Genomic DNA, 17682 nt, shown 5'->3' with positions numbered 1-17682 from the left:
ACACTGACCCATCGAAGGGATCCAGCAGGCCCGAACCGGGATGGTGAATGCCTTGCGTCCGAATGCCGGAGGGCAATGGGTAGGTCGGCATCCCCGAGAGTAGGCTGGGATTCTAAAGTTGACTGGCCTTGCCTGTCAACATTCGACTACGGTGTCCTCCGCCGAAACCGGCTTATGCGGCGTATCCTGTATTCGCAAGCGACTGCTTTCTCGGGACTTGCATAACGTTTTCGGTGAAGGCCAGGTCTTCGCCTGCGGCGGGATAGCAAAGCGGTCGTTCGACCATGGCTGCAAAACGAGGAAGGCAGGCGACGTCGTCACCAACGTCGCCTGCCTTCGATATCCCGTTTCGCGGAAGTCACGACCCGCAGGGCCCTCAAACTCCCGCCATTGACTGTCGATCAGGCCTGGGGCTCAGCCTTGGCTTCGGCCGCAGCCTCCGGCTTGGCGTCGGTCTTCTTGAGCGACCGGCTGGCAAACAGCCGACGACGCTCGTTGCGCTTGCGACGCAGGCCGGCGGTCCGGCGGGCGGTGCCCGTGGGGGCCGCATCGACGGTGATCAGCTGCAGCACGACAATGTCGCCGCCGTCACCAATGCGGAAGTCGCTGGTCTTGATGATGCGGGTGTAACCACCCGCGCGGTCGGCGAACGCCGGTCCGATTTCATCAAACAGCTTCTGGATCACCGTCTGCCCGGTGAACTCCTGCTCGTCGTCCACCAGCCGGCGGTCCTGCATGAGCTGGATAACCCGGCGGCGGTTGTTCAGGTTGTTCTGGCGGGCGAGCGTGATCAGCTTCTCGACGAATGCACGCACTTCCTTGGCTTTCGGAAGGGTCGTGCGAATCTTGCCGTGCTCGAAGAGGCTCTGAGCCAGGTTGCGACGGAGCGCCTTGCGGTGCTCGGTGTCACGGCTCAACTGGCGGCCGCGGATCATGTGACGCATGACATCACCTATCGTTGTGGTGCAGGCATTCAGCCGGCACGCTTTTACGCAGGCAATGCCTGCAATTCAATCGAAAGTCAAATCGTGCAGGCCGCTAAGCCTGCACCACAATTACCGAGCGGCCTGCTCGTCCGATTCGGCCATCTCGTCTTCATCGTCATCCGGCATGACCGCCGCGTCCATGCCACCCTGCTGCACGACCGAGAGGTCCATGCCGAGGCTCAGGCCCATGTCGGCAAGCTTACGCTTGACTTCACGCAGGCTCGTCTTGCCGAAGCTGCGGACCTTCAACAGGTCCAGGTCGGTCTTCTGCACCAGTTCGCGAACCGTCTGGATCTTGGCCGATTCCAGGCAGTTGTTCGCCCGGACCGACAAATCCAGTTCCTGAACGGTCATGTTCAGCTTGTTCTCGAGCTCCGGATCGACCATCGCCTTGTTGGCGTCACGCAGCGCGTCGATCGCATCTTCGTTGGCCAGTTCCGAACCGAGTTCGAAGTACTGAACGAACGGATTGAGATGCTTGCGGAGGATCTTGCTGGCCTCGACCAGTGCCATCTCCGGGCTGATCGTGCCGTTGGTCCAGATCTCCAGCACGAGACGGTCGTAGTCGGTCTTCTGACCAACGCGGGCGTCTTCCGTGCTGTAACGAACGCGGGTGACCGGCGAGAAGATCGAATCGACCGCGATCTGGCCGATTTCCTGCTCTTCAAGCTCGGCGTTGTTTTCGGACGCGGTCTTGTACCCGCGACCCTTGGCAACCTTCAGCGTCATCTCGAAGTTGACGTCTTCCGTCAGCGTCGCGATGACCATGTTCTTGTTGAAGATCGTGACCGAAGGATCGGTCTCGATCATTCCCGCGGTGACCGGGCCGGCCTTCTTGGCGACCAGCTTGATCTCCTTGGGCTCGTCCGATTCGCACTTCACGATCAGGCTCTTGATGTTCAGGATGATGTCAGTGACATCTTCCATCACACCGGCCAGCGACGAAAACTCGTGCTGAGCGCCCTTGAGCTTGATGTGCGTGACGGCTGCGCCTTCGAGGCTCGACAAAAGAATTCGACGCAGGCTGTTGCCCACGGTCGTGCCGAAACCGCGCTCGAAAGGCTCGGCGGTGAACCGGCCAAACGTTTCGGTGGAAACCTGTTCGTCGCGAACCACCCGGCTGGGAAGTTCCAATCCACGCCAGCGAATACGCATAGTCAATCTCCTCTGGAGGCCGAGCCTCTGAGCACCTCAAACCCGGATCGCGGAAGGTTCCCGCCCCGACCAATGGGGGCCATCTGTTCTTCCACCTCGCCAGGGAGGCGCGTTGCTTGTGATGAGTAGGGGTGTAGGGAGTAAGGATGTCGGGTACTGAAGGACTTCTACATCCCTGCATCCGACGTGCCCTACTGCTTGCATTACACGCGGCGCTTCTTCGGGGGACGGCAACCGTTGTGCGGCAACGGGGTGACGTCTTCGATGCCGGTGACCTTCAGGCCGGCGTGCTGGATCTGGATGATCGCCTGTTCGCGACCCGCGCCCGGACCCTTCACCTTGACCTCGATCTCGACCACGCCGTGCTTACGGGCCTGGTTAGCGGCCGTCTCAGCGGCGCGACCGGCGGCAAACGGCGTGCTCTTGCGGGCACCCTTGAATCCGACCGTCCCGGCTGACGCCCACGACAGCGTTTCGCCGTTGGTATCGGTGATCGTGATGATCGTGTTGTTGAAGGTCGCCTTGATGTGCGCCACCGCCTTGGTGACACCCTTGCGGATCTTCTTCTTCGCGGCGGCCTTGGCGGCCGGCGTAACTGCCTTATCTGCCATCTGTCGTCTATCCTTCGCGGATCATCCGGCCATGGCCGTACCCGCAGTTGAATCAGGATGAAGCCGGAAGGACGACGGATGAATCAGCTCATCCACTTTCATCCTTCAGCCCTCATCGTTCATCCTTACTTACCGAGTTCCTTCACGCCCTTCTTGCCGGCGACGGTCTTGCGCGGACCCTTACGGGTGCGGGCGTTAGAACGCGTGCGCTGGCCGCGGGTCGGGAGCGAGCGGCGATGACGGTTGCCGCGGAAGCTGTTGATGTCGCGCAGCCGACCGACGTTCTGCTGGATATTCCGGCGGAGAGCACCTTCGACCAAGATGCTGCGGTCGATGATGCCGATGATCTTGGCAAGCTCATCTTCCGTCATGTCCTTGGCGCGACGCTCCGGATCGATGCCGGCTTCCTTCAGGATCGCCAGGGCATTGGTCGGCCCGACGCCGTAGATGTAGCGCAGGCTGATCTTGATCTTCTTGTCGTTGGGGATATCGATGCCCGAGATACGCGGCATAACGCTGCTCCGATTCTGATAATTAGTCTGAAGGCCGCCCCGCCGCCGACGATCGCATCGCGATCACCGGACGCCGGCACGGAGTAGGTTCAACCCTGCTTCTGCTTGTGCTTGGTGTTCGTGCAGATCACCCGCACCGTACCTTTACGGCGGACAATCTTGCAGTTCTCGCAGATCCGCCTGACGCTTGCTCGTACCTTCATGGCTGTCAACCTCTTACAATCACTTGAAAAACGGCGAATCGGCGAGTATAGCCGAAAACCGCTGGCCCCTCAAGGGGGCCGCTAACTATTTCGTCCCAATACCTTGACATCCGCTTCAAGGCGTCCTCAGAGCCGCTAACGAGCGACTCTAAAGTGTGAAAGGCCGACGCCCATCAGTGAGCACGTCGACGCCTACCTCCGTGACCGCGATCGTATGCTCGAAGTGAGCCGCCGGCTTGTGATCGACGGTCACCATCGTCCAGTTGTCTTTCAACTGCTTCACGTCCCGCTTGCCGGCAACGACCATCGGCTCGACGGCGAGCGTCATGCCCGGACGGAGCTCAAAGTCGCCGCGTAACCCTTCGCCGGTCACGAAGTTCGGCACCTTCGGGTCCTCGTGCATCTGACGACCGATCCCGTGACCGACAAACTCCCGCACCACCGCGAAGCCGTTTCGCTCGACATTCTTCTGCACGAGCCTGGCGACCTCCGACCACCGCCGGCCGGGACGAATGTTCTCGATCGCCATCGAAAGCGTCGCCTTCGTGACATCCAGCAGCTTCTGGGCCAGCGGCGAAACGGTTCCCACGGGAACGGTCGCGCACGTGTCGGCACAATAGCCGTTCAGGTGCAACGCGACGTCGAGAGATACCACATCGCCATCCTTCAGCACGCGTTTGCCGGGGATGCCGTGGACGATCTCTTCGTTGATGCTGACACAGGTCCAGCCGGGAAAGCCTTTGCCCTCTTCGTAGGTCGGGTAGAACCGCGACCCGGAGACGGCACCCTCGCGAAGCATTTCCTCGCGGGCGATCATGTCCAGTTCGCCGGTGCTGATACCGGCCACCGCCGCTTCGCGCATCTTCGCCAGGACGTTGCAGGCGATCTGGCCTGCTCGCCGCATCATCTCAATCTCTCGTCGGCTCTTCAGAACGTACATAGGCGTAAAGATGAAGGCGGAAGCCTGAAGGATGAAGTCTGGGACGCGGATGCCTTCAATTCATCCTTCATCCGTCCGCCGTCATCCTTGCTCAATATTGTCGTCCCTTGATCCGCTTGCCCTTCTGGCCGGGCCCGCTGAGGAAGCCGCTGTAGTTTCGCATGAGCAGGTTGGCTTCGATCCGCTGAACCATATCCAGCGCGACGCTGACGACGATCAGCAGGCCGGTGCCGCCCAGGAACGCGGAGATGTTCGGGTCGATCTTGAGCCAGGCGGTGATCGCAGTCGGGATGACGGCGATAATGCACAGGAACGCCGCACCGACATAGGTCATTCGCATCATGACCTTCTCGAGGTAATCCGCGGTTCGCTTGCCCGGTCGAAGGCCCGGGATAAAGCTGCCGTAATCGCGAAGCTGGTTGGCCATCTCCTTCGGCTGGAACTGGACGGTGGTCCAGAAGTAGCTGAAGAAGTAGATCATGACGATTTCAGTCAGGATGTAGAGGAACCCGCCGCGCTGGAACTCAACCTGGAGAAAGAGGACCAGGTTGGCAAAGAAGCCGTCCGGGTTGCCCGAGGGAACCACCCAGGACTTGATGGCGTCCAGAGCCAGGCCCGGAAAGAGCATCAGGGACTGGGCGAAGATGATCGGCATCACGCCGCCGTGATTGACGCGGAGCGGCAGGTACTGCCGCTGGCCGCCATAAACACGACGACCGCGAGTGTGCTTTGCCTGCTGGATCGGAATCCGCCGCTGGGCCTGAGTGATCAGGATCGAGCCAGCGATGATGAACACGAACGCGAACATCAGGAACAGGATGTGTCCGATACCGATCGGCCGGCTGGGATCGTTTACCGCCGTGAAGTTCGTCTGCTGGGCCAGGAGCGTCAGCGCGAACGGCATGCGGGCCACGATGCCGGCGAGGATCAACAGCGAAATGCCATTACCCAGGCCGTACTCGTCGATCTGTTCACCGAGCCACATCAGGAACAGGCAACCGGCCGTCAGGCAGGTCAGCGCCATGAACCAGAACCCGAAAGTGTGTGCAAACTGCGACTGGACGAGGGAGCTCACGCCCCCACCCGGGCTCTGCATGTACTTGATCCAGAATGCCCCCTGGATAATGCACAGGGGCACGGTCGCGTAACGCGTCCATTCCTGAATCTTCCGCCGGCCGGTTTCGCCTTCTTTACGCAGCTTCTCGAGCGACGGCACGACCGTCGCCAGGAGCTGGAAGATGATCGACGCCGAGATGTACGGCATAACGCCAAGCCCGAAGATCGTGCTCTGGCTGAGGCTGCCGCCGGAAAAGATGGACAGGTAGGCGGTGATGCGGCCGAAGGCGTCGCCACCTTCGGACTGCTTCTTGGCCATTTCTTCGAAGGCCGTCTGATCGACGCCCGGAATCGGCACGTGGAAGCCGATGCGGTAGATCATCAGCATGAACAGGGTGAAGAGCACCTTGTTCCGCAGTTCGGGGACGCGGAAAATATTGAGGAACGTCTTGAGCATTCTTCACTCCACCGCAAGGGCGGCCACCGGCAACGGACGCCGGCAACAATGGATGGTACGATCAAAGCCGCCAAGTTCGCGAAACTCGGCAAGAGAATCAGCCACAGATATATGCAGATGAACACAGACAAGAGACAAGCATTGTAGCTGCTCTCTTATCTGTGTTCATCTGTGTGCATCTATGGCTAAGTTGCTCTCTCGGCAGACGGACAGGCCTATTCAGCCTTGGGAGCCTCGGCGGCGGGCGCTTCAGCCGCCGCGGCCGGAGCGGCCTTCTTGCCGCTGCTGTTCTTCTGCTGCTGCTTGCGTTCCCAGGCCTTGGCCGGGTCGACAGCGGGCTTTTCCTTGCGGGTGACGTAAGCTTCGCCCTTGACGGTCTGGGCGACGCCGCCGACAGCCTTGATCTTCTCCAGCGCCGTCTTGCTGTAGGCACCGGCGATAACCGTGAGCTTCTTGGTCAGCGTGCCGTCGCCGAGCACCTTCAGCGGGAGCTTGGCATCGGGGACGCTGCCCAGAGCGATCAGGGCGGCGGCATCAACCGTCGCGCCGTTGTCGAACTGCTCGAGGGCGTCAAGGTTCACAACGTTGAACTTACGCTCGAACTTGAAGTTGCTGAAACCACGCTTGGGCCAGCGGCGGAACAGCGGCGTCTGGCCACCTTCGTGGCCGGGCTTCCAGTGGACGTCGCCACCGTGCGCGCCGGAACCCTTGGTGCCGCGGCCGGCGGTCTTGCCCTTGCCGGCAGCCTTGCCACGACCCTTGCGCGTCGGCTTCTTGTTGCGCGGGACGAGGCCGGTGATGTCGTGTAGCATTGCCATAATCGATACCTACAGAGTGCTGAGTCGAAACTGCTGAGCACTGAGTGGGGGCCGGATGCGATCTTACTCAGCACTCAGCACAGTTCACTCAGCACTATTCCTTACACGCCGGTGAGTTCGCCGGCACCCTTCTCAAGGGTGACGCCACGGATGTTCTCCACGTAGTCCTTGTTCTGCAACTGACGGAGAGCGGCGATGGTCGCCTTCACCAGGTTCTTCGGGCTCGTGGAGCCGTACGCCTTGGAAAGAATATCGGTGACGCCGGTGAGTTCCAGGCACGGACGGACACTCTTGCCGGCGGTGACGCCGGTACCCGGACGAGCCGGAACCAGGATGACCGTGCTCGCCCCGCTGGTGCCCTTGGCCGTGTGCGGGATGGTGGTACCCTTGAGGTTCACCTTGAACATGCTCTTCTTGGCGTCCTTGGACGCCTTCTCGACGGCGTTGGGGACTTCGTTGGCCTTGCCGTAGCCGATGCCGATGTTGCCCTTACGGTCGCCGGCGACGACGAGTGCACCGAAGCTGAACGTACGGCCGCCCTTGACGACCTTGGCACAACGGTAGATGCGGACCACGGAGGACTCGATGCCCGAGTCGTCGGGCTGACGATCGCGACGCGGGCCGCCTCGGCCGCCGCCGCCACCCTGGCCGCCTCGACCACCGCCCTGACCACCACGACCACCGCCCTGCCCGCCGCCCTGCCCGCGGCTGCCGGCCAGACCGCCACCGGTCATCGTACCTGTCGGTGCAACAGCTGCGGCAGCGTCGGCTACGGGTGCTGCGGCTTCCGGAGCGGACTGGGGTGCTGCCTGTTCGGCCGGTTGGTTCTGTTCTTCAGCCATGAGTCTCGTTCTCGATTTCTTATGTGGTAATGCGGCCGTCCCCGGCTGCAGTACGCGGGCCATCAGGCCTGCACCACAATGTAAGTTTCAAAGTCGAATTAGAACTGCAATCCACCTTCACGAGCGGCATCGGCGAGGGCCTTGATACGGCCGTGATACCGCTGGCCACCACGATCGAACGCGATCTTCGTCACGCCCGCAGCCTTGGCACGCTCGGCAATCGCCTTGCCAACCAGGACGGCGCCCTTGATGTTTCCACCGTTGGGCAGCTCGCCCCGGACGTCCTTCTCGGTCGTGGCCGCCGAGACGAGTGTCTTGCCGGCGATATCGTCGATGATCTGGGCGTAAATGTGCTTGTCGCTGCGGAAGACCGCCAGTCGCGGACGAGCCGCGTCGCCAGAGAGCGTCTTGCGAATGCTGTACTTGCGCCGCTGAAGACGGGCGGCCCTGAGTGTTTGTTTGTCCGGCATGATGACCTCTGCAACCTTCTCGGGACGTCGATTCCCAACCGAGCGTCCAAGGTTCGTATTTCGTTGTGACTTCGAGCCGACGGATCTCGCGGCAACTTATCGCGGGCAGCCTTACTTGGCGCCGGCACCGGCAAACGCCTTGCCCGGCTTGATCTTGACCTGCTCGCCTTCGTAGCGAATGCCCTTGCCCTTGTACGGCTCGGGTTTGCGGACCTTGCGGATTTCCGCGGCGAACTGACCGACCGCCTGCTTGTCGGCGCCGGTGATGTGCATCTTGGCACCCTCAAGGGCCAGCTGCACGTTGGCAGGAACCGGCATCGTCACCGGGTTGGCAAAGCCAACCGAGAGAACCAGGTTCTTGCCCTTCATCTCGGCCTTGTAGCCGACACCCTGGATTTCAAGGGTCTTCTTGTAACCGGTGGTTGCACCTTCGACCATGTTGGCCAGAAGAGCACGCGTCAGCCCGTGAAGGGCCTTGCTCTGCCGCTCGTCGTTCGGGCGGGTGACCACGAGCTCTGCACCTTCCAGCTTCACCGTGATGAGCGGATGGACAGTGATCTCAAGCTTGCCCTTGGCGCCTTCGACATTGACCTTCTGACCGTTGATGGTCACCTTGGCCTTGCCGATCGCGACGGGTTTCTTTCCTAGACGGCTCATTCGGTTCTCCTTGCGGTCTGCTCACGGCCTTGTCCAGGCCGGCTTCCCGCGTGCCTCTAAAGTGCTGAGAAAAAGTGCCGAGTGCCAAGTGCCGGCCGATACCTGATCAGCACGCAGCACTCTCAACTCGGCACGTGTTTAGCTGATCGTGCAAAGCAGCTCGCCACCGACATTCTGTTCACGCGCCCTGCGGTCGCTCATCACGCCCTTGGACGTGCTGATGACGCAGATGCCCATCCCGTTCAGGATGCTGGGCAGGTCCTTGACGCTGCGGTACACGCGGCATCCGGGCTTGCTCGTGCGGTCGATGGTCTGGATGACCTTCTGGCCGTTGGTGGCGTACTTGAGCTTGATGCGGATCTGTCCCTGCTGCTCGTCGTCGACACTGTCGTAGTCTTCGACGTAGCCTTCGTCCTTCAGCACCTGGGCGATGCCGAGACAGATCTTGCTGCGCGGGACCTGGACGAAACGACGACCCACACGGGTGGCGTTACGAATCCGGGTCAGCATGTCCGCGATGGGGTCTTGGTTGTTCATGAGAAGTCAGTAGTCAGAAGTCAGTTGTCAGTAGTCGGTAGTCTCTGTTGAACGATAGTCTTCACTGACTAGCGTCCACTGACCGCCGACCCTTCTCTGTTTACCAGCTTGCCTTCTTGAGGCCTGGGATCTTCCCCGCCAGCGCCAGCTCGCGGAGCATGATGCGGGAGATCTTGAACTTCCGCAGATAGCCGCGGCCACGGCCCGTCAGGAGGCACCGATTGTGCGACCGGGTCGGGCTGCTGTCGCGCGGAAGCTTTGCCAGCGCGGCATAGTTCTTTTCTTTCTTCAGTTGCCGGCGCGTCTCTTCGAAACGCTTCACCAGCTCCTGTCGACGCAATTGCTTGGATACCCAGGCTTTCGTGGCCATATCTCTATCCTTAAATCAGCTCTACTCGTGGTGCTGCATCGTAGGGTCCGCCTTGGCGGACATCTCCGGCGACACCTGTCACACGGGCCGCGTCCGCCAAGGCGGACCCTACGGCACCCGATCAGCCCATCGCCTTATCCTTCTCATCCGTGCGGAACGGGAACCCGAACTGCTTGAGCAGTTCACGGCCGTCCTCGGCCTTCTTGGCCGACGTCACCATGGTGACATTCATGCCCTGCTGGAAGGTAACGGTAGCACCGTCGACTTCCGGGAACACCGTCTGTTCGGTGAAACCGAAGTTGTAGTTGCCGTCCTTGTCGAATCCGTTGGGGTTCACGCCGCGAAAGTCCTTCACGCGGGGGAACGCCAGGGTGATCATGCGGTCGAGGAACTCGTACATCCGGGTGCCGCGGAGGGTGACCTTCAGGCCGGTCTCCTGACCTTCGCGAACCTTATAGTTGGCGACCGACTTCTTGGCCTTGCAACGCAGCGGCTTCTGGCCGGCGATGACGCTCAACTCTTTCTCGACCTTTTCCATCTTCGCCTTGCCCTCGCCACCTTCGGTGGCGAAGCGGCCGACGCCCATCGAGATCACGATCTTCTCGAGCTTCGGAACGGCATAGATGTTCTTGACGCCCAGCTTGGCCTGCAACGCGGGGACGATCTCCTGGCGATACTTGATCGAAAGCCGGGCCGGCGGCGCGGGCTCGGATACGACGACCTCCTCGTCGGCACCCTCGTCCTGCTTCTTGGCCTTGCGGGCCTTGGCTTCGGCCTGCTTCTTGGCGATCTCCGCCTGCTTCTTCTGGTTCTCGGCGTTCTTCTGGTTATCGGGCTTCTTGTCTGCCATGGCGACTTCTCATGTAGCACAGGCTTGTCGCCTGTGATCCCTCAATCAAGGGGATGCATCACTCGGAATCGTGCCCCAGGCGAAACGCCTGCGTCACGCGAACTCAGGCTTCGGCCTTCTCCGCCTTGGTGCTGACCTTGCCGTCGGCACCCAGGTCGGTGCCGCTCTTGACGGCGATCCGGTGCTTGACGCCGTTACGCGTCTCGAAACGGATCCGAGTTCCCTTGCCAGTCGTCGGATCGACGACCTGGACGTTGCTCAGCTGGATCGGGGCATCCTTCTGGATGCGGCCACCCTGCGGGTAACGCTGCGACGGGCGAACGTGCTTCCACACGCGGTTGATGCCTTCGACCAGCACCTTGCCGTCGTCCGACATGACCTTGAGCACCTTGCCGGTTTTGCCCTTGTCGGCACCGGTGATGACGATCACGTTGTCGCCTTTTTTGATTCTGCTAGACATCGTACTTGTCCTTCGTCACTGGTCATTTGTCACCGGTCAGCGGTCACTTGTAGATACGAGTGACAGGTGACTGGCGACCCATGACAATCTTCAAACCACTTCGGTGGCCAGCGAAACGATCTTCATCATGTTCTTGTCGCGAAGCTCTCGGGCGACGGCACCGAAGATACGGGTACCGACGGGATCGCCTTCCTTGCTGATCGTGACGGCCGCGTTGTTGTCGAAGCGGACATAGCTACCGTCGACGCGACGGGTGACCTGCTTCGTGCGGACGATGACGCAGCGGATGATCGAGCCGTTCTTCACGTCGCCGCCGGGCAGCACCTTCTTGACGGCACAGATGATCACGTCGCCGACGCCGGCAACACGACGCTTGAACTTGCCCCTCGAAGAGCTGCCGCCGAGCACCTTGATGCACATCGCCTGCTTGGCACCGGTGTTGTCGGCGATATCGAGATAGGATTGCTGTTGAATCATGGGATCGACCGTTGACTGTTGATTGTCGTATGTCGAGGGTTGAGGGTCGCAGGTGTTCGCCGGGCCTGGCCGACGATCCACCATCAACGATCAACACTCCACCTTCATCGCGCTTCCGGAGCCTTGCCGGTCATCACTTCTTCCGCCGACACCTGTACCAGTTTCTCGGCCGGGGCCTTCTCGACGACGCGAACCAGGCGGTGATGCTTGGTCTTGCTCATCGGGCGGCACTCGGCGATCTCGACGCGATCGCCTTCGCGGGCCTCATTCGCTTCGTCATGGGCGTGATACACCGTCCGACGCTTCAGGTACTTTCCGTACTTCTCATGACGGGTCTGGTAATTGACGACGACCTTGATCGTCTTGTCGCCCTTGTCGGAGGCGACCAACCCGATGACCGTGCGCATTGGCTTGCGGGCGGTTTCGGTCGATTCGGTGGATGTCTGCGTGTCTGCCATGGCTTTGGATCCGTGTTGCGTTCTGTCTCAATTACGCTTGCGTCGGTTACGCCTTCTTGGCCTTCTCGAGCTTGCGCTGGTGGATGACGGTCTTCAGCCGGGCAATGTCCTTGCGGGTCTTGCCCAACTGGCTCGGGTCTTCCAGCTTCTCCGTGACCGCCTGGCTGCGGAGATCGAACAGGTGCTTCTGCCTTTCGGCCAGTTCGGCCTTGAGGGCCTCTTCACTTTTTTCGCGGATGTCTTTGATCTTCATCGTCGTCTCCGTCTTCGAGCCGCGGCGGGGAACAGGCTTACCTGCCCTTGCCACAGTCACATCAGCCGATTGCGTGCTTGCGGGTCACAAACCGGGTCGCGATCGGCATCTTGATCGCCACGCGGGCCAGCGCCTGCTTCGCGATCTTCTCTTCGACGCCCTGGATCTCGAACAGGATGGTGCCGGGCTTCACCACGGCGCACCAGAACTCCGGTTCGCCCTTACCGCTGCCCATACGAACTTCGAGCGGCTTGCTGGACACGGGCTTGTGCGGGAAGACGCGGATGTACAACCGGCCTTCGCGACGCAGAAAGTGCATGCACGCCACACGACCGGCTTCGATCTGGCGGGCGGTGATCCATGCGGGCTTGAGCGCCTGCAGACCGTACTCGCCGAACGCGACCGTGTTACCGCGGGTGGCGACACCCGTCATCTTGCCACGCTGGCTTTTGCGGAACTTCACCCGCTTGGGCATCATTGCCATAAGTCACCTTAATCAACTGCGTAATGCTTAATGCGTAAGGGCCAATGCCCAACCAGTACTTCGGCACATCCGTTTACCGACGGCCGCGACGCATCGGGCCACCCGGTCGAACGTCGGTCTCCAAGACCTGGTTCGAGTCGCCGTACATCCCGCGGAAGATCCAGACCTTCACGCCGATGGTTCCGAATGTCGTCAGGGCGATCGCGTAGCCGTAGTTCACGTCGGCCTGCAGCGTGGTCAGGGGAACCGATCCGCTGGTGACCTTCTCAGTACGGGCGATTTCCGCCCCGCCGAGCCGACCACTGATCTGGATCTTGATGCCCTTGGCACCGGCCTGCTTGCTGCTTTCGATGCGCATCTTCAGGACGCGACGGAAGCTGGCACGCTTCTTCAACTGCTCGGCGATCGCCTCGGCGACCAGCTGGGCGTTGAGGTCCGGGTTCTTAACCTCGATGACCTTGATCGGGGCCACCTTACGGTGGATCATGTCTTCGAGCTCTTCGCGGAGCTTGTCGACTTCAGCACCCTTCGGTCCGATGACCAGGCCCGGACGGGCGGTCTTCAGCGTGACCGTCACCTCTTCGCGGGTGCGCTCGATCAGGATCTCACTGATCCCGGCGAACGGCGGACGCCGGTTCAGCTTGTTGTCGATGTAGTTGCGGACCTTGAAGTCCTCAACGAGGAAGTTGCCGTAGGCCGCCTTGGGGGCGTACCACTTGCTCTTCCAGTCTTCGGTGATGCCGACGCGGAAGCCGGTTGGATTGACCTTTTGACCCATGATTCAGTCCGTAGTCAGTAGTCCGTGATCAGTAGTCGTTGCTCGTGACGAGACAAGCGACGAACTATTCCTTTGCGTCCACCTCGACGACCAGGTGGCTCGTGCGCTTCTTGATCGAATACGCTTTGCCGCGATCCTTCGGTTGAAACCGCTTGATCGTCGGGCCCTCGTCCACCCAGGCGGCGGACACGACCAGCGCGTTCCGCTTCGGGGCGACGTCCTGCTCGGTCGCGTTGGCGACGGCGGAGCGGACGACCTTCTCGACCATCACGCTCGCACGCTTCTTGCTGAAACGCAGAAGCGTCAATGCGTCGTCGACCTTGCGACCGCGGATCAGGTCCATCAACAGCCGGGCCTTGCGGGGGCTGATGCGGGCATACCGATGTTTGGCTGTGAACGCCATGACTTCCTCTTTGAGTATCAGTACTCGGTACTAGCTCTGCTTAAGCCGCCGGGCCGGCCTTCTTGGCGGTATGGCCGCGGAACGTACGGGTCGGCGAAAACTCACCGAGCTTGTGTCCGACCATGTCCTCGGTCACGAACACGCGCACGTGCTTGTTCCCGTTGTGGACCTCGAACGTATGTCCGACGAACTCCGGGATGATCGTGCAAGCCCGGGCCCAGGTCTTGATCGGCGACTTGGCACGACGCTCGTTGAGAACCGCGACCTTGCGGAACAGCTTCTCGTTGACGAACGGGCCTTTTTTTGCGCTTCTGCTCATTGTTCTTCAGTAAGCAGTACGCAGTAGGCAGTAGGCAGTAAGGAGGGATGGACCCTGCTCGACGCCTGTCTGTCGCTACCACTCCTGCTGACCGCCTTAATCTTCTCTGCGTACTGCTTACTGCGTACTGCCTACTACGCGTTAAACATTCACCGTCTGCGGCCGCTGCTGGAATCGGCCGAACTTGCGACGGCGGAGGATCAGCTTCTCGCTGGCCTTCTTCGGGCTGCGGGTGATGCCACCCTTGGCCGGGACACCCGTCTTGCTGACCGGATGACGACCGCCGTTGCTGCGACCTTCACCACCACCCAGCGGATGGTCGATCGGGTTCTTGGCCTTGGCGCGGGTCTTCGGGCGAATGCCGCGATGACGATTGCGACCGGCCTTGCCGATGCTGACGTTGATCCAGTCGAGGTTGCCGACCTGGCCGATGGTGGCGCGGCACTTGCTCTTCACCCGACGCATTTCGCCGGAGGGCAGAATGACGACCGACCACTCGCCTTCTTTGGCCGACAGCCGGGCGACCATGCCGGCGGCGCGAACGAGCTTGCCGCCCTGCCCGGGGTTCATTTCGATGTTGTGGATTTCCAGGCCCGTCGGGATCGCCGACAGCGGCATGGCGTTGCCGACTTCAGGAGCGGCGGTCTCACCGCTCTGCACCTTGGCACCGACGACCAGGCCGTTGGGGGCTAGGATGTAGCGCTTTTCGCCGTCCGTGTACTTCAGGAGGGCGATGTGGCAGGAGCGATTGGGATCGTATTCGATCGCCTCGACGACGGCGTCGACGCCGTCCTTGTCGCGGCGGAAGTCGATCAACCGATAGAGCCGCTTGTTACCACCACCCTTGCCATGAGCCGTGATGACACCATGGTGGTTGCGCCCATTGGCGCGGGTCTGGCCGACCGTCAGCGATCGCTCGGGCTTGTTCTTCGTGATGACCGACTTGTAGTCGAGCACGGAGCCTTGGCGGCGGCCGGGAGTCGTCGGGTTGTAAAACTTGATTGCCATTGTCTTGTCAGTGATCAGTGATCAGTGGTCGGTGGTCAGAGGAAAATCCTTCTGACCGCTGACTACCGGCTACCGACGACTCTCCTTAGAACAGTTCAATCCTCGAGTTCTCATCCAGCACGACCAGTGCGCGCTTCCAGTTGCTGCCTTCGACGAAGCCGACCTTCGTGCGGCGGCTCTTGCCCTTGCGGGTCATTGTGCGGACATCGACGACCTTGACGTCGTACAGCTTTTCGACGGCCTGCTTGATCTGCGTCTTATCCGCACGCTTGTCCACCTCGAACGAGTAAACGTTGCGGGTGGCCTGCTGGTGAGTGCTCTTTTCCGTCACCAGGGGGCGGATGATGATTCGTGTGTGTTCCATCGGACAACCTCAAAGTTCAGGGAGCGTGGCCGTTCGACCGCCGTTAGACCGTCGCTTCTTTCTTCTTGCCGTCCAGGATCTCCTGGAACCCGGCCTTGGTCACCAGCAGCACGCGGTTCTTGAGGATGTCCCAGGCATTGAGCTGGGCCACCGTCGTGAGCGTGGTGCGGTCGATGTTGCGGGCCGATCGCTCGATGGTCTCGTTGCGACCGTCAACCGCGAACAGGCAGGTCCGCTCGATGCCGAGGGCCTTGAAGATCTGGGCCATCAGCTTGGTCTTGGGCTGATCGAGCTTGATGTCGTCGATAATGCGAATCTCCTTGGATTCGATCTTCGACAGGATCGCGGCGTTGCGGGCGGCGCGGCGGGCCTTCTTCGGCAGGGCTTGGCGCCAGTCCTTCGGACGACGCTGCTTGGCGTGACCGCCACCGACCTTGATCGGGTTGCGGATACCGCCGGTACGGGCGTTGCCGGTGCCCTTCTGCTTGAACATCTTTCGGGTCGAGCCGGCGACTTCACCACGGGCCTGCGTCCGGACGGTGCCCTGACGCTTGTTGGCGTGGTACATCACAACGGCCTGCTTGAGCAGCGCGTTGTTGATCTTGCCGCCGAGCTTGGCTTCGTCGACCTGGAGCTTTTCGATCTCCTGGCCGTTCTGATTGAATACTGGGACTTCGATCATGTTCGTCTCGACGCCGCGGCGACGTCGTCCTTCGTATCTCAGCGTGCTGCGTTACTCAGCGTTGGTCTTGTTTCAGCGGGTTCAGTGCGACATTCCGATGGCTTGTTTTAAGCCGGCTTCTTGTCGCGGGCGGTCAGCGCCTTGCGAACGAACACCAGGCCGCCGTTGGAACCCGGCACCGCACCCTTGATGAGGAGAATGTTCTTCTCGGCGTCAACCTTCACCAGGGCCAGGTTGCTGCAGGTGACGCGTTCGTTGCCCATGTGGCCGGCCATGCGAAGCCCCTTCTTGGGCTTGCCGGTGTGACCACGGTTGCTGGCGTACGAACAGATCGAACCACGCGAGCGGTGCTTGCGTTCGGTACCGTGCGACGCGGGCTGACCACCGAAGTGATGCCGCTTCATCGCACCGGCGAAACCCTTGCCCTTGCTGGTTCCGATGACGTCAACGTACTGAACGCCATCAAAAATCCCCACTGCAACGGCCTCTCCGGCCTTCTTGTCAGTGGGGTTCTTCAGACGAATCTCGGCGAAGCTGCGCTTGGGGCCTACGCCCGCCTTGGCACAGTGACCAATCAGCGGGAAATTGCTGAGCTTGGCGCGGATGTCGTCAAAGCCGAGCTGAACGGCGTTGTAGCCGTCGGTCTCGACCGTTTTGATCTGGGTAATCGCGTTGGGCTGACATTCGACGACGGTGACGGGAATCACCTTGCCGGCCGCGTCATAGACGCGGGTCATGCCGATTTTCTTGCCGAGCAGTGCTGGTGTCATTGAAACCGGGCAGAGGAGAGAAGGAAAAACGGCTCGTGCCGCCAACCCGATCTCGTAACCCGCTCCGCAAAAAGGAGCCTATCAGTCTGCCTCACGGACACTTGCCGTAAGAGCCTTTTCGCCGTTCCGACCCTTAAGCGGCCGATTCGGGCGAAAAGAAAACCCGGCGACCGCGGCCCTTATCCCTCGATTGATTGCTCAATCGATTCGAAAGGCGAGTGGGTTCTTGGATGAACCCCGCGGCCCGGCTGCAAATATTGGCGATTCTTATCAGGAGGACAGCCCCTCCTTACTGCGGGCAAACCCGCAAGCAGAATCGCGTTTGTATCTATTTTCAGGCCTTGATCTTCACGAACACACCGGCCGGAACGACCAGGCGGTTCAGCGCATCGACGGTCCGGGGACCGAAGTCGAGAATGTCGATAATGCGTTTGTGGGTCCGCATCTCGAACTGTTCACGGGACTTCTTATCGATGTGAGGGCTACGCAGGACGGTGTAACGCTCGACACGGGTCGGCAAGGGAATCGGGCCGCACACACGGGCATTGGTCCGCTTGGCATGCTCGACAATTTCTTTTGCCGAGGCATCCAGGGCCCGATGGTCGTAGGCTTCCATACGAATTCTAATCCGGTCACCGGTCATCGCATCCGTCCTGACGTTTCAAAGAGCCTCGGAAGCCGCGAAACTACTTGCTTTCGACCGCGTCTTCCATCCACCGCGTCGCCGGAAGCGTCTCGCTCCTGCCCGCAGGTGGAGGGGAG

General features: G+C 60.9%; 26 protein-coding genes and 1 pseudogene. All 27 read right to left on the bottom strand.

All coding sequences use genetic code 11. The features are described from left to right. Positions 1–401: 401 nt before the first annotated feature. On the bottom strand, positions 402–944 hold the full coding sequence (gene rplQ, locus IPV69_RS18480; protein ID WP_206291197.1) for a 50S ribosomal protein L17: 543 nt from the start codon (positions 942–944) through the stop codon (positions 402–404). A 111-nt stretch (positions 945–1055) separates the two neighbouring features. Beyond that, a complete protein-coding gene (locus tag IPV69_RS18475) occupies positions 1056–2141 on the bottom strand; it encodes a DNA-directed RNA polymerase subunit alpha (RefSeq protein WP_206291196.1) in 1086 nt (361 codons plus the stop codon). Between the two features lie 203 nt (positions 2142–2344). Then, positions 2345–2752 (bottom strand): 30S ribosomal protein S11, encoded by a 408-nt coding sequence (gene rpsK, locus IPV69_RS18470; RefSeq protein ID WP_206291195.1) that lies wholly within the window; start codon positions 2750–2752, stop codon positions 2345–2347. Between the two features lie 125 nt (positions 2753–2877). Continuing rightward, entirely contained in the window at positions 2878–3264 is a 387-nt protein-coding gene (gene rpsM / locus IPV69_RS18465; protein WP_206291194.1) for a 30S ribosomal protein S13, read from the bottom strand. 89 nt (positions 3265–3353) lie between these two features. Continuing rightward, positions 3354–3467 carry a 50S ribosomal protein L36 gene (gene rpmJ, locus IPV69_RS18460; protein ID WP_206291193.1) on the bottom strand — a complete coding sequence of 38 codons (114 nt, stop codon included), beginning with the start codon at positions 3465–3467 and terminating at the stop codon, positions 3354–3356. A 148-nt stretch (positions 3468–3615) separates the two neighbouring features. Continuing rightward, positions 3616–4407 (bottom strand): type I methionyl aminopeptidase, encoded by a 792-nt coding sequence (gene map / locus IPV69_RS18455; RefSeq protein WP_261361975.1) that lies wholly within the window; start codon positions 4405–4407, stop codon positions 3616–3618. A 91-nt stretch (positions 4408–4498) separates the two neighbouring features. Then, positions 4499–5920: a preprotein translocase subunit SecY gene (secY, locus tag IPV69_RS18450; protein ID WP_206291191.1), complete on the bottom strand. Its 1422-nt coding sequence runs from the start codon at positions 5918–5920 to the stop codon at positions 4499–4501. 371 nt (positions 5921–6291) lie between these two features. Continuing rightward, positions 6292–6732: pseudogene (gene rplO, locus IPV69_RS18445) on the bottom strand (50S ribosomal protein L15); the annotation flags it as partial. A 107-nt stretch (positions 6733–6839) separates the two neighbouring features. After that, positions 6840–7580: a 30S ribosomal protein S5 gene (rpsE, locus tag IPV69_RS18440; protein ID WP_390884365.1), complete on the bottom strand. Its 741-nt coding sequence runs from the start codon at positions 7578–7580 to the stop codon at positions 6840–6842. A 98-nt stretch (positions 7581–7678) separates the two neighbouring features. Then, entirely contained in the window at positions 7679–8050 is a 372-nt protein-coding gene (rplR, locus tag IPV69_RS18435) for a 50S ribosomal protein L18 (RefSeq protein ID WP_206291190.1), read from the bottom strand. Between the two features lie 111 nt (positions 8051–8161). Then, the gene (gene rplF, locus IPV69_RS18430) at positions 8162–8707 is read right to left on the bottom strand and encodes a 50S ribosomal protein L6 (RefSeq protein WP_206291189.1); all 546 of its coding nucleotides are present in this window, start codon (positions 8705–8707) and stop codon (positions 8162–8164) included. 138 nt (positions 8708–8845) lie between these two features. After that, positions 8846–9244, bottom strand: coding sequence for a 30S ribosomal protein S8 (rpsH, locus tag IPV69_RS18425; protein ID WP_206291188.1), 399 nt, complete (start codon positions 9242–9244; stop codon positions 8846–8848). Positions 9245–9344: 100 nt separating this feature from the next. Then, complete coding sequence (gene rpsN / locus IPV69_RS18420) at positions 9345–9614, bottom strand: 30S ribosomal protein S14 (protein ID WP_206291187.1); 270 nt, start codon at positions 9612–9614, stop codon at positions 9345–9347. A gap of 121 nt (positions 9615–9735) precedes the next feature. Beyond that, positions 9736–10296, bottom strand: a complete 561-nt coding sequence (gene rplE / locus IPV69_RS18415; protein ID WP_241180022.1) for a 50S ribosomal protein L5 — start codon at positions 10294–10296, stop codon at positions 9736–9738. Positions 10297–10567: 271 nt separating this feature from the next. Next, positions 10568–10924 (bottom strand): 50S ribosomal protein L24, encoded by a 357-nt coding sequence (gene rplX / locus IPV69_RS18410; RefSeq protein WP_206291185.1) that lies wholly within the window; start codon positions 10922–10924, stop codon positions 10568–10570. 90 nt (positions 10925–11014) lie between these two features. After that, positions 11015–11401, bottom strand: a complete 387-nt coding sequence (rplN, locus tag IPV69_RS18405) for a 50S ribosomal protein L14 (RefSeq protein ID WP_206291184.1) — start codon at positions 11399–11401, stop codon at positions 11015–11017. A 104-nt stretch (positions 11402–11505) separates the two neighbouring features. Next, a complete protein-coding gene (gene rpsQ / locus IPV69_RS18400) occupies positions 11506–11808 on the bottom strand; it encodes a 30S ribosomal protein S17 (protein ID WP_390884419.1) in 303 nt (100 codons plus the stop codon). 97 nt (positions 11809–11905) lie between these two features. After that, entirely contained in the window at positions 11906–12112 is a 207-nt protein-coding gene (gene rpmC / locus IPV69_RS18395) for a 50S ribosomal protein L29 (protein ID WP_206291182.1), read from the bottom strand. A gap of 61 nt (positions 12113–12173) precedes the next feature. Further along, positions 12174–12596: a 50S ribosomal protein L16 gene (gene rplP, locus IPV69_RS18390; RefSeq protein WP_390884364.1), complete on the bottom strand. Its 423-nt coding sequence runs from the start codon at positions 12594–12596 to the stop codon at positions 12174–12176. 73 nt (positions 12597–12669) lie between these two features. Continuing rightward, entirely contained in the window at positions 12670–13374 is a 705-nt protein-coding gene (gene rpsC, locus IPV69_RS18385) for a 30S ribosomal protein S3 (protein WP_206291181.1), read from the bottom strand. A gap of 64 nt (positions 13375–13438) precedes the next feature. Next, complete coding sequence (rplV, locus tag IPV69_RS18380; protein WP_206291180.1) at positions 13439–13777, bottom strand: 50S ribosomal protein L22; 339 nt, start codon at positions 13775–13777, stop codon at positions 13439–13441. A gap of 40 nt (positions 13778–13817) precedes the next feature. Beyond that, positions 13818–14096, bottom strand: a complete 279-nt coding sequence (gene rpsS / locus IPV69_RS18375; RefSeq protein WP_206291179.1) for a 30S ribosomal protein S19 — start codon at positions 14094–14096, stop codon at positions 13818–13820. Between the two features lie 141 nt (positions 14097–14237). Further along, positions 14238–15104: a 50S ribosomal protein L2 gene (gene rplB / locus IPV69_RS18370; protein ID WP_206291178.1), complete on the bottom strand. Its 867-nt coding sequence runs from the start codon at positions 15102–15104 to the stop codon at positions 14238–14240. Positions 15105–15189: 85 nt separating this feature from the next. After that, a complete protein-coding gene (gene rplW, locus IPV69_RS18365) occupies positions 15190–15468 on the bottom strand; it encodes a 50S ribosomal protein L23 (RefSeq protein WP_206291177.1) in 279 nt (92 codons plus the stop codon). Positions 15469–15511: 43 nt separating this feature from the next. Further along, entirely contained in the window at positions 15512–16150 is a 639-nt protein-coding gene (gene rplD, locus IPV69_RS18360) for a 50S ribosomal protein L4 (RefSeq protein WP_206291176.1), read from the bottom strand. A gap of 107 nt (positions 16151–16257) precedes the next feature. Then, positions 16258–16920: a 50S ribosomal protein L3 gene (gene rplC, locus IPV69_RS18355; protein ID WP_206291175.1), complete on the bottom strand. Its 663-nt coding sequence runs from the start codon at positions 16918–16920 to the stop codon at positions 16258–16260. Between the two features lie 334 nt (positions 16921–17254). Next, on the bottom strand, positions 17255–17563 hold the full coding sequence (gene rpsJ / locus IPV69_RS18350) for a 30S ribosomal protein S10 (RefSeq protein WP_206291174.1): 309 nt from the start codon (positions 17561–17563) through the stop codon (positions 17255–17257). Positions 17564–17682 lie beyond the last annotated feature (119 nt).

This window comes from Humisphaera borealis (assembly GCF_015169395.1).
Classification (GTDB): domain Bacteria; phylum Planctomycetota; class Phycisphaerae; order Tepidisphaerales; family Tepidisphaeraceae; genus Humisphaera; species Humisphaera borealis.
Note: the sequence above shows the minus strand (reverse complement) of the source record. Positions and strands in the feature narration are given on the sequence as shown.

What these genes read in the sequence shown, in the direction of transcription:
- rpsJ (WP_206291174.1), bottom strand. Translation starts at nt 17,563, where the DNA reads ATGACCGGTGACCGGATTAGAATTCGTATGGAAGCCTACGACCATCGG.
- rpsN (WP_206291187.1), bottom strand. Translation starts at nt 9,614, where the DNA reads ATGGCCACGAAAGCCTGGGTATCCAAGCAATTGCGTCGACAGGAGCTG.
- rpsE (WP_390884365.1), bottom strand. Translation starts at nt 7,580, where the DNA reads ATGGCTGAAGAACAGAACCAACCGGCCGAACAGGCAGCACCCCAGTCC.
- rpsC (WP_206291181.1), bottom strand. Translation starts at nt 13,374, where the DNA reads ATGGGTCAAAAGGTCAATCCAACCGGCTTCCGCGTCGGCATCACCGAA.
- map (WP_261361975.1), bottom strand. Translation starts at nt 4,407, where the DNA reads ATGTACGTTCTGAAGAGCCGACGAGAGATTGAGATGATGCGGCGAGCA.
- rplQ (WP_206291197.1), bottom strand. Translation starts at nt 944, where the DNA reads ATGCGTCACATGATCCGCGGCCGCCAGTTGAGCCGTGACACCGAGCAC.
- rpmC (WP_206291182.1), bottom strand. Translation starts at nt 12,112, where the DNA reads ATGAAGATCAAAGACATCCGCGAAAAAAGTGAAGAGGCCCTCAAGGCC.
- rplD (WP_206291176.1), bottom strand. Translation starts at nt 16,150, where the DNA reads ATGATCGAAGTCCCAGTATTCAATCAGAACGGCCAGGAGATCGAAAAG.
- rplV (WP_206291180.1), bottom strand. Translation starts at nt 13,777, where the DNA reads ATGGCGTTCACAGCCAAACATCGGTATGCCCGCATCAGCCCCCGCAAG.
- rplR (WP_206291190.1), bottom strand. Translation starts at nt 8,050, where the DNA reads ATGCCGGACAAACAAACACTCAGGGCCGCCCGTCTTCAGCGGCGCAAG.
- rpsK (WP_206291195.1), bottom strand. Translation starts at nt 2,752, where the DNA reads ATGGCAGATAAGGCAGTTACGCCGGCCGCCAAGGCCGCCGCGAAGAAG.
- rplP (WP_390884364.1), bottom strand. Translation starts at nt 12,596, where the DNA reads ATGGCAATGATGCCCAAGCGGGTGAAGTTCCGCAAAAGCCAGCGTGGC.
- rpsS (WP_206291179.1), bottom strand. Translation starts at nt 14,096, where the DNA reads ATGAGCAGAAGCGCAAAAAAAGGCCCGTTCGTCAACGAGAAGCTGTTC.
- rpmJ (WP_206291193.1), bottom strand. Translation starts at nt 3,467, where the DNA reads ATGAAGGTACGAGCAAGCGTCAGGCGGATCTGCGAGAACTGCAAGATT.
- rplW (WP_206291177.1), bottom strand. Translation starts at nt 15,468, where the DNA reads ATGGAACACACACGAATCATCATCCGCCCCCTGGTGACGGAAAAGAGC.
- rplC (WP_206291175.1), bottom strand. Translation starts at nt 16,920, where the DNA reads ATGACACCAGCACTGCTCGGCAAGAAAATCGGCATGACCCGCGTCTAT.
- secY (WP_206291191.1), bottom strand. Translation starts at nt 5,920, where the DNA reads ATGCTCAAGACGTTCCTCAATATTTTCCGCGTCCCCGAACTGCGGAAC.
- rplF (WP_206291189.1), bottom strand. Translation starts at nt 8,707, where the DNA reads ATGAGCCGTCTAGGAAAGAAACCCGTCGCGATCGGCAAGGCCAAGGTG.
- rpsM (WP_206291194.1), bottom strand. Translation starts at nt 3,264, where the DNA reads ATGCCGCGTATCTCGGGCATCGATATCCCCAACGACAAGAAGATCAAG.
- rpsQ (WP_390884419.1), bottom strand. Translation starts at nt 11,808, where the DNA reads ATGCGCACGGTCATCGGGTTGGTCGCCTCCGACAAGGGCGACAAGACG.
- rplX (WP_206291185.1), bottom strand. Translation starts at nt 10,924, where the DNA reads ATGTCTAGCAGAATCAAAAAAGGCGACAACGTGATCGTCATCACCGGT.
- rplN (WP_206291184.1), bottom strand. Translation starts at nt 11,401, where the DNA reads ATGATTCAACAGCAATCCTATCTCGATATCGCCGACAACACCGGTGCC.
- IPV69_RS18475 (WP_206291196.1), bottom strand. Translation starts at nt 2,141, where the DNA reads ATGCGTATTCGCTGGCGTGGATTGGAACTTCCCAGCCGGGTGGTTCGC.
- rplB (WP_206291178.1), bottom strand. Translation starts at nt 15,104, where the DNA reads ATGGCAATCAAGTTTTACAACCCGACGACTCCCGGCCGCCGCCAAGGC.
- rpsH (WP_206291188.1), bottom strand. Translation starts at nt 9,244, where the DNA reads ATGAACAACCAAGACCCCATCGCGGACATGCTGACCCGGATTCGTAAC.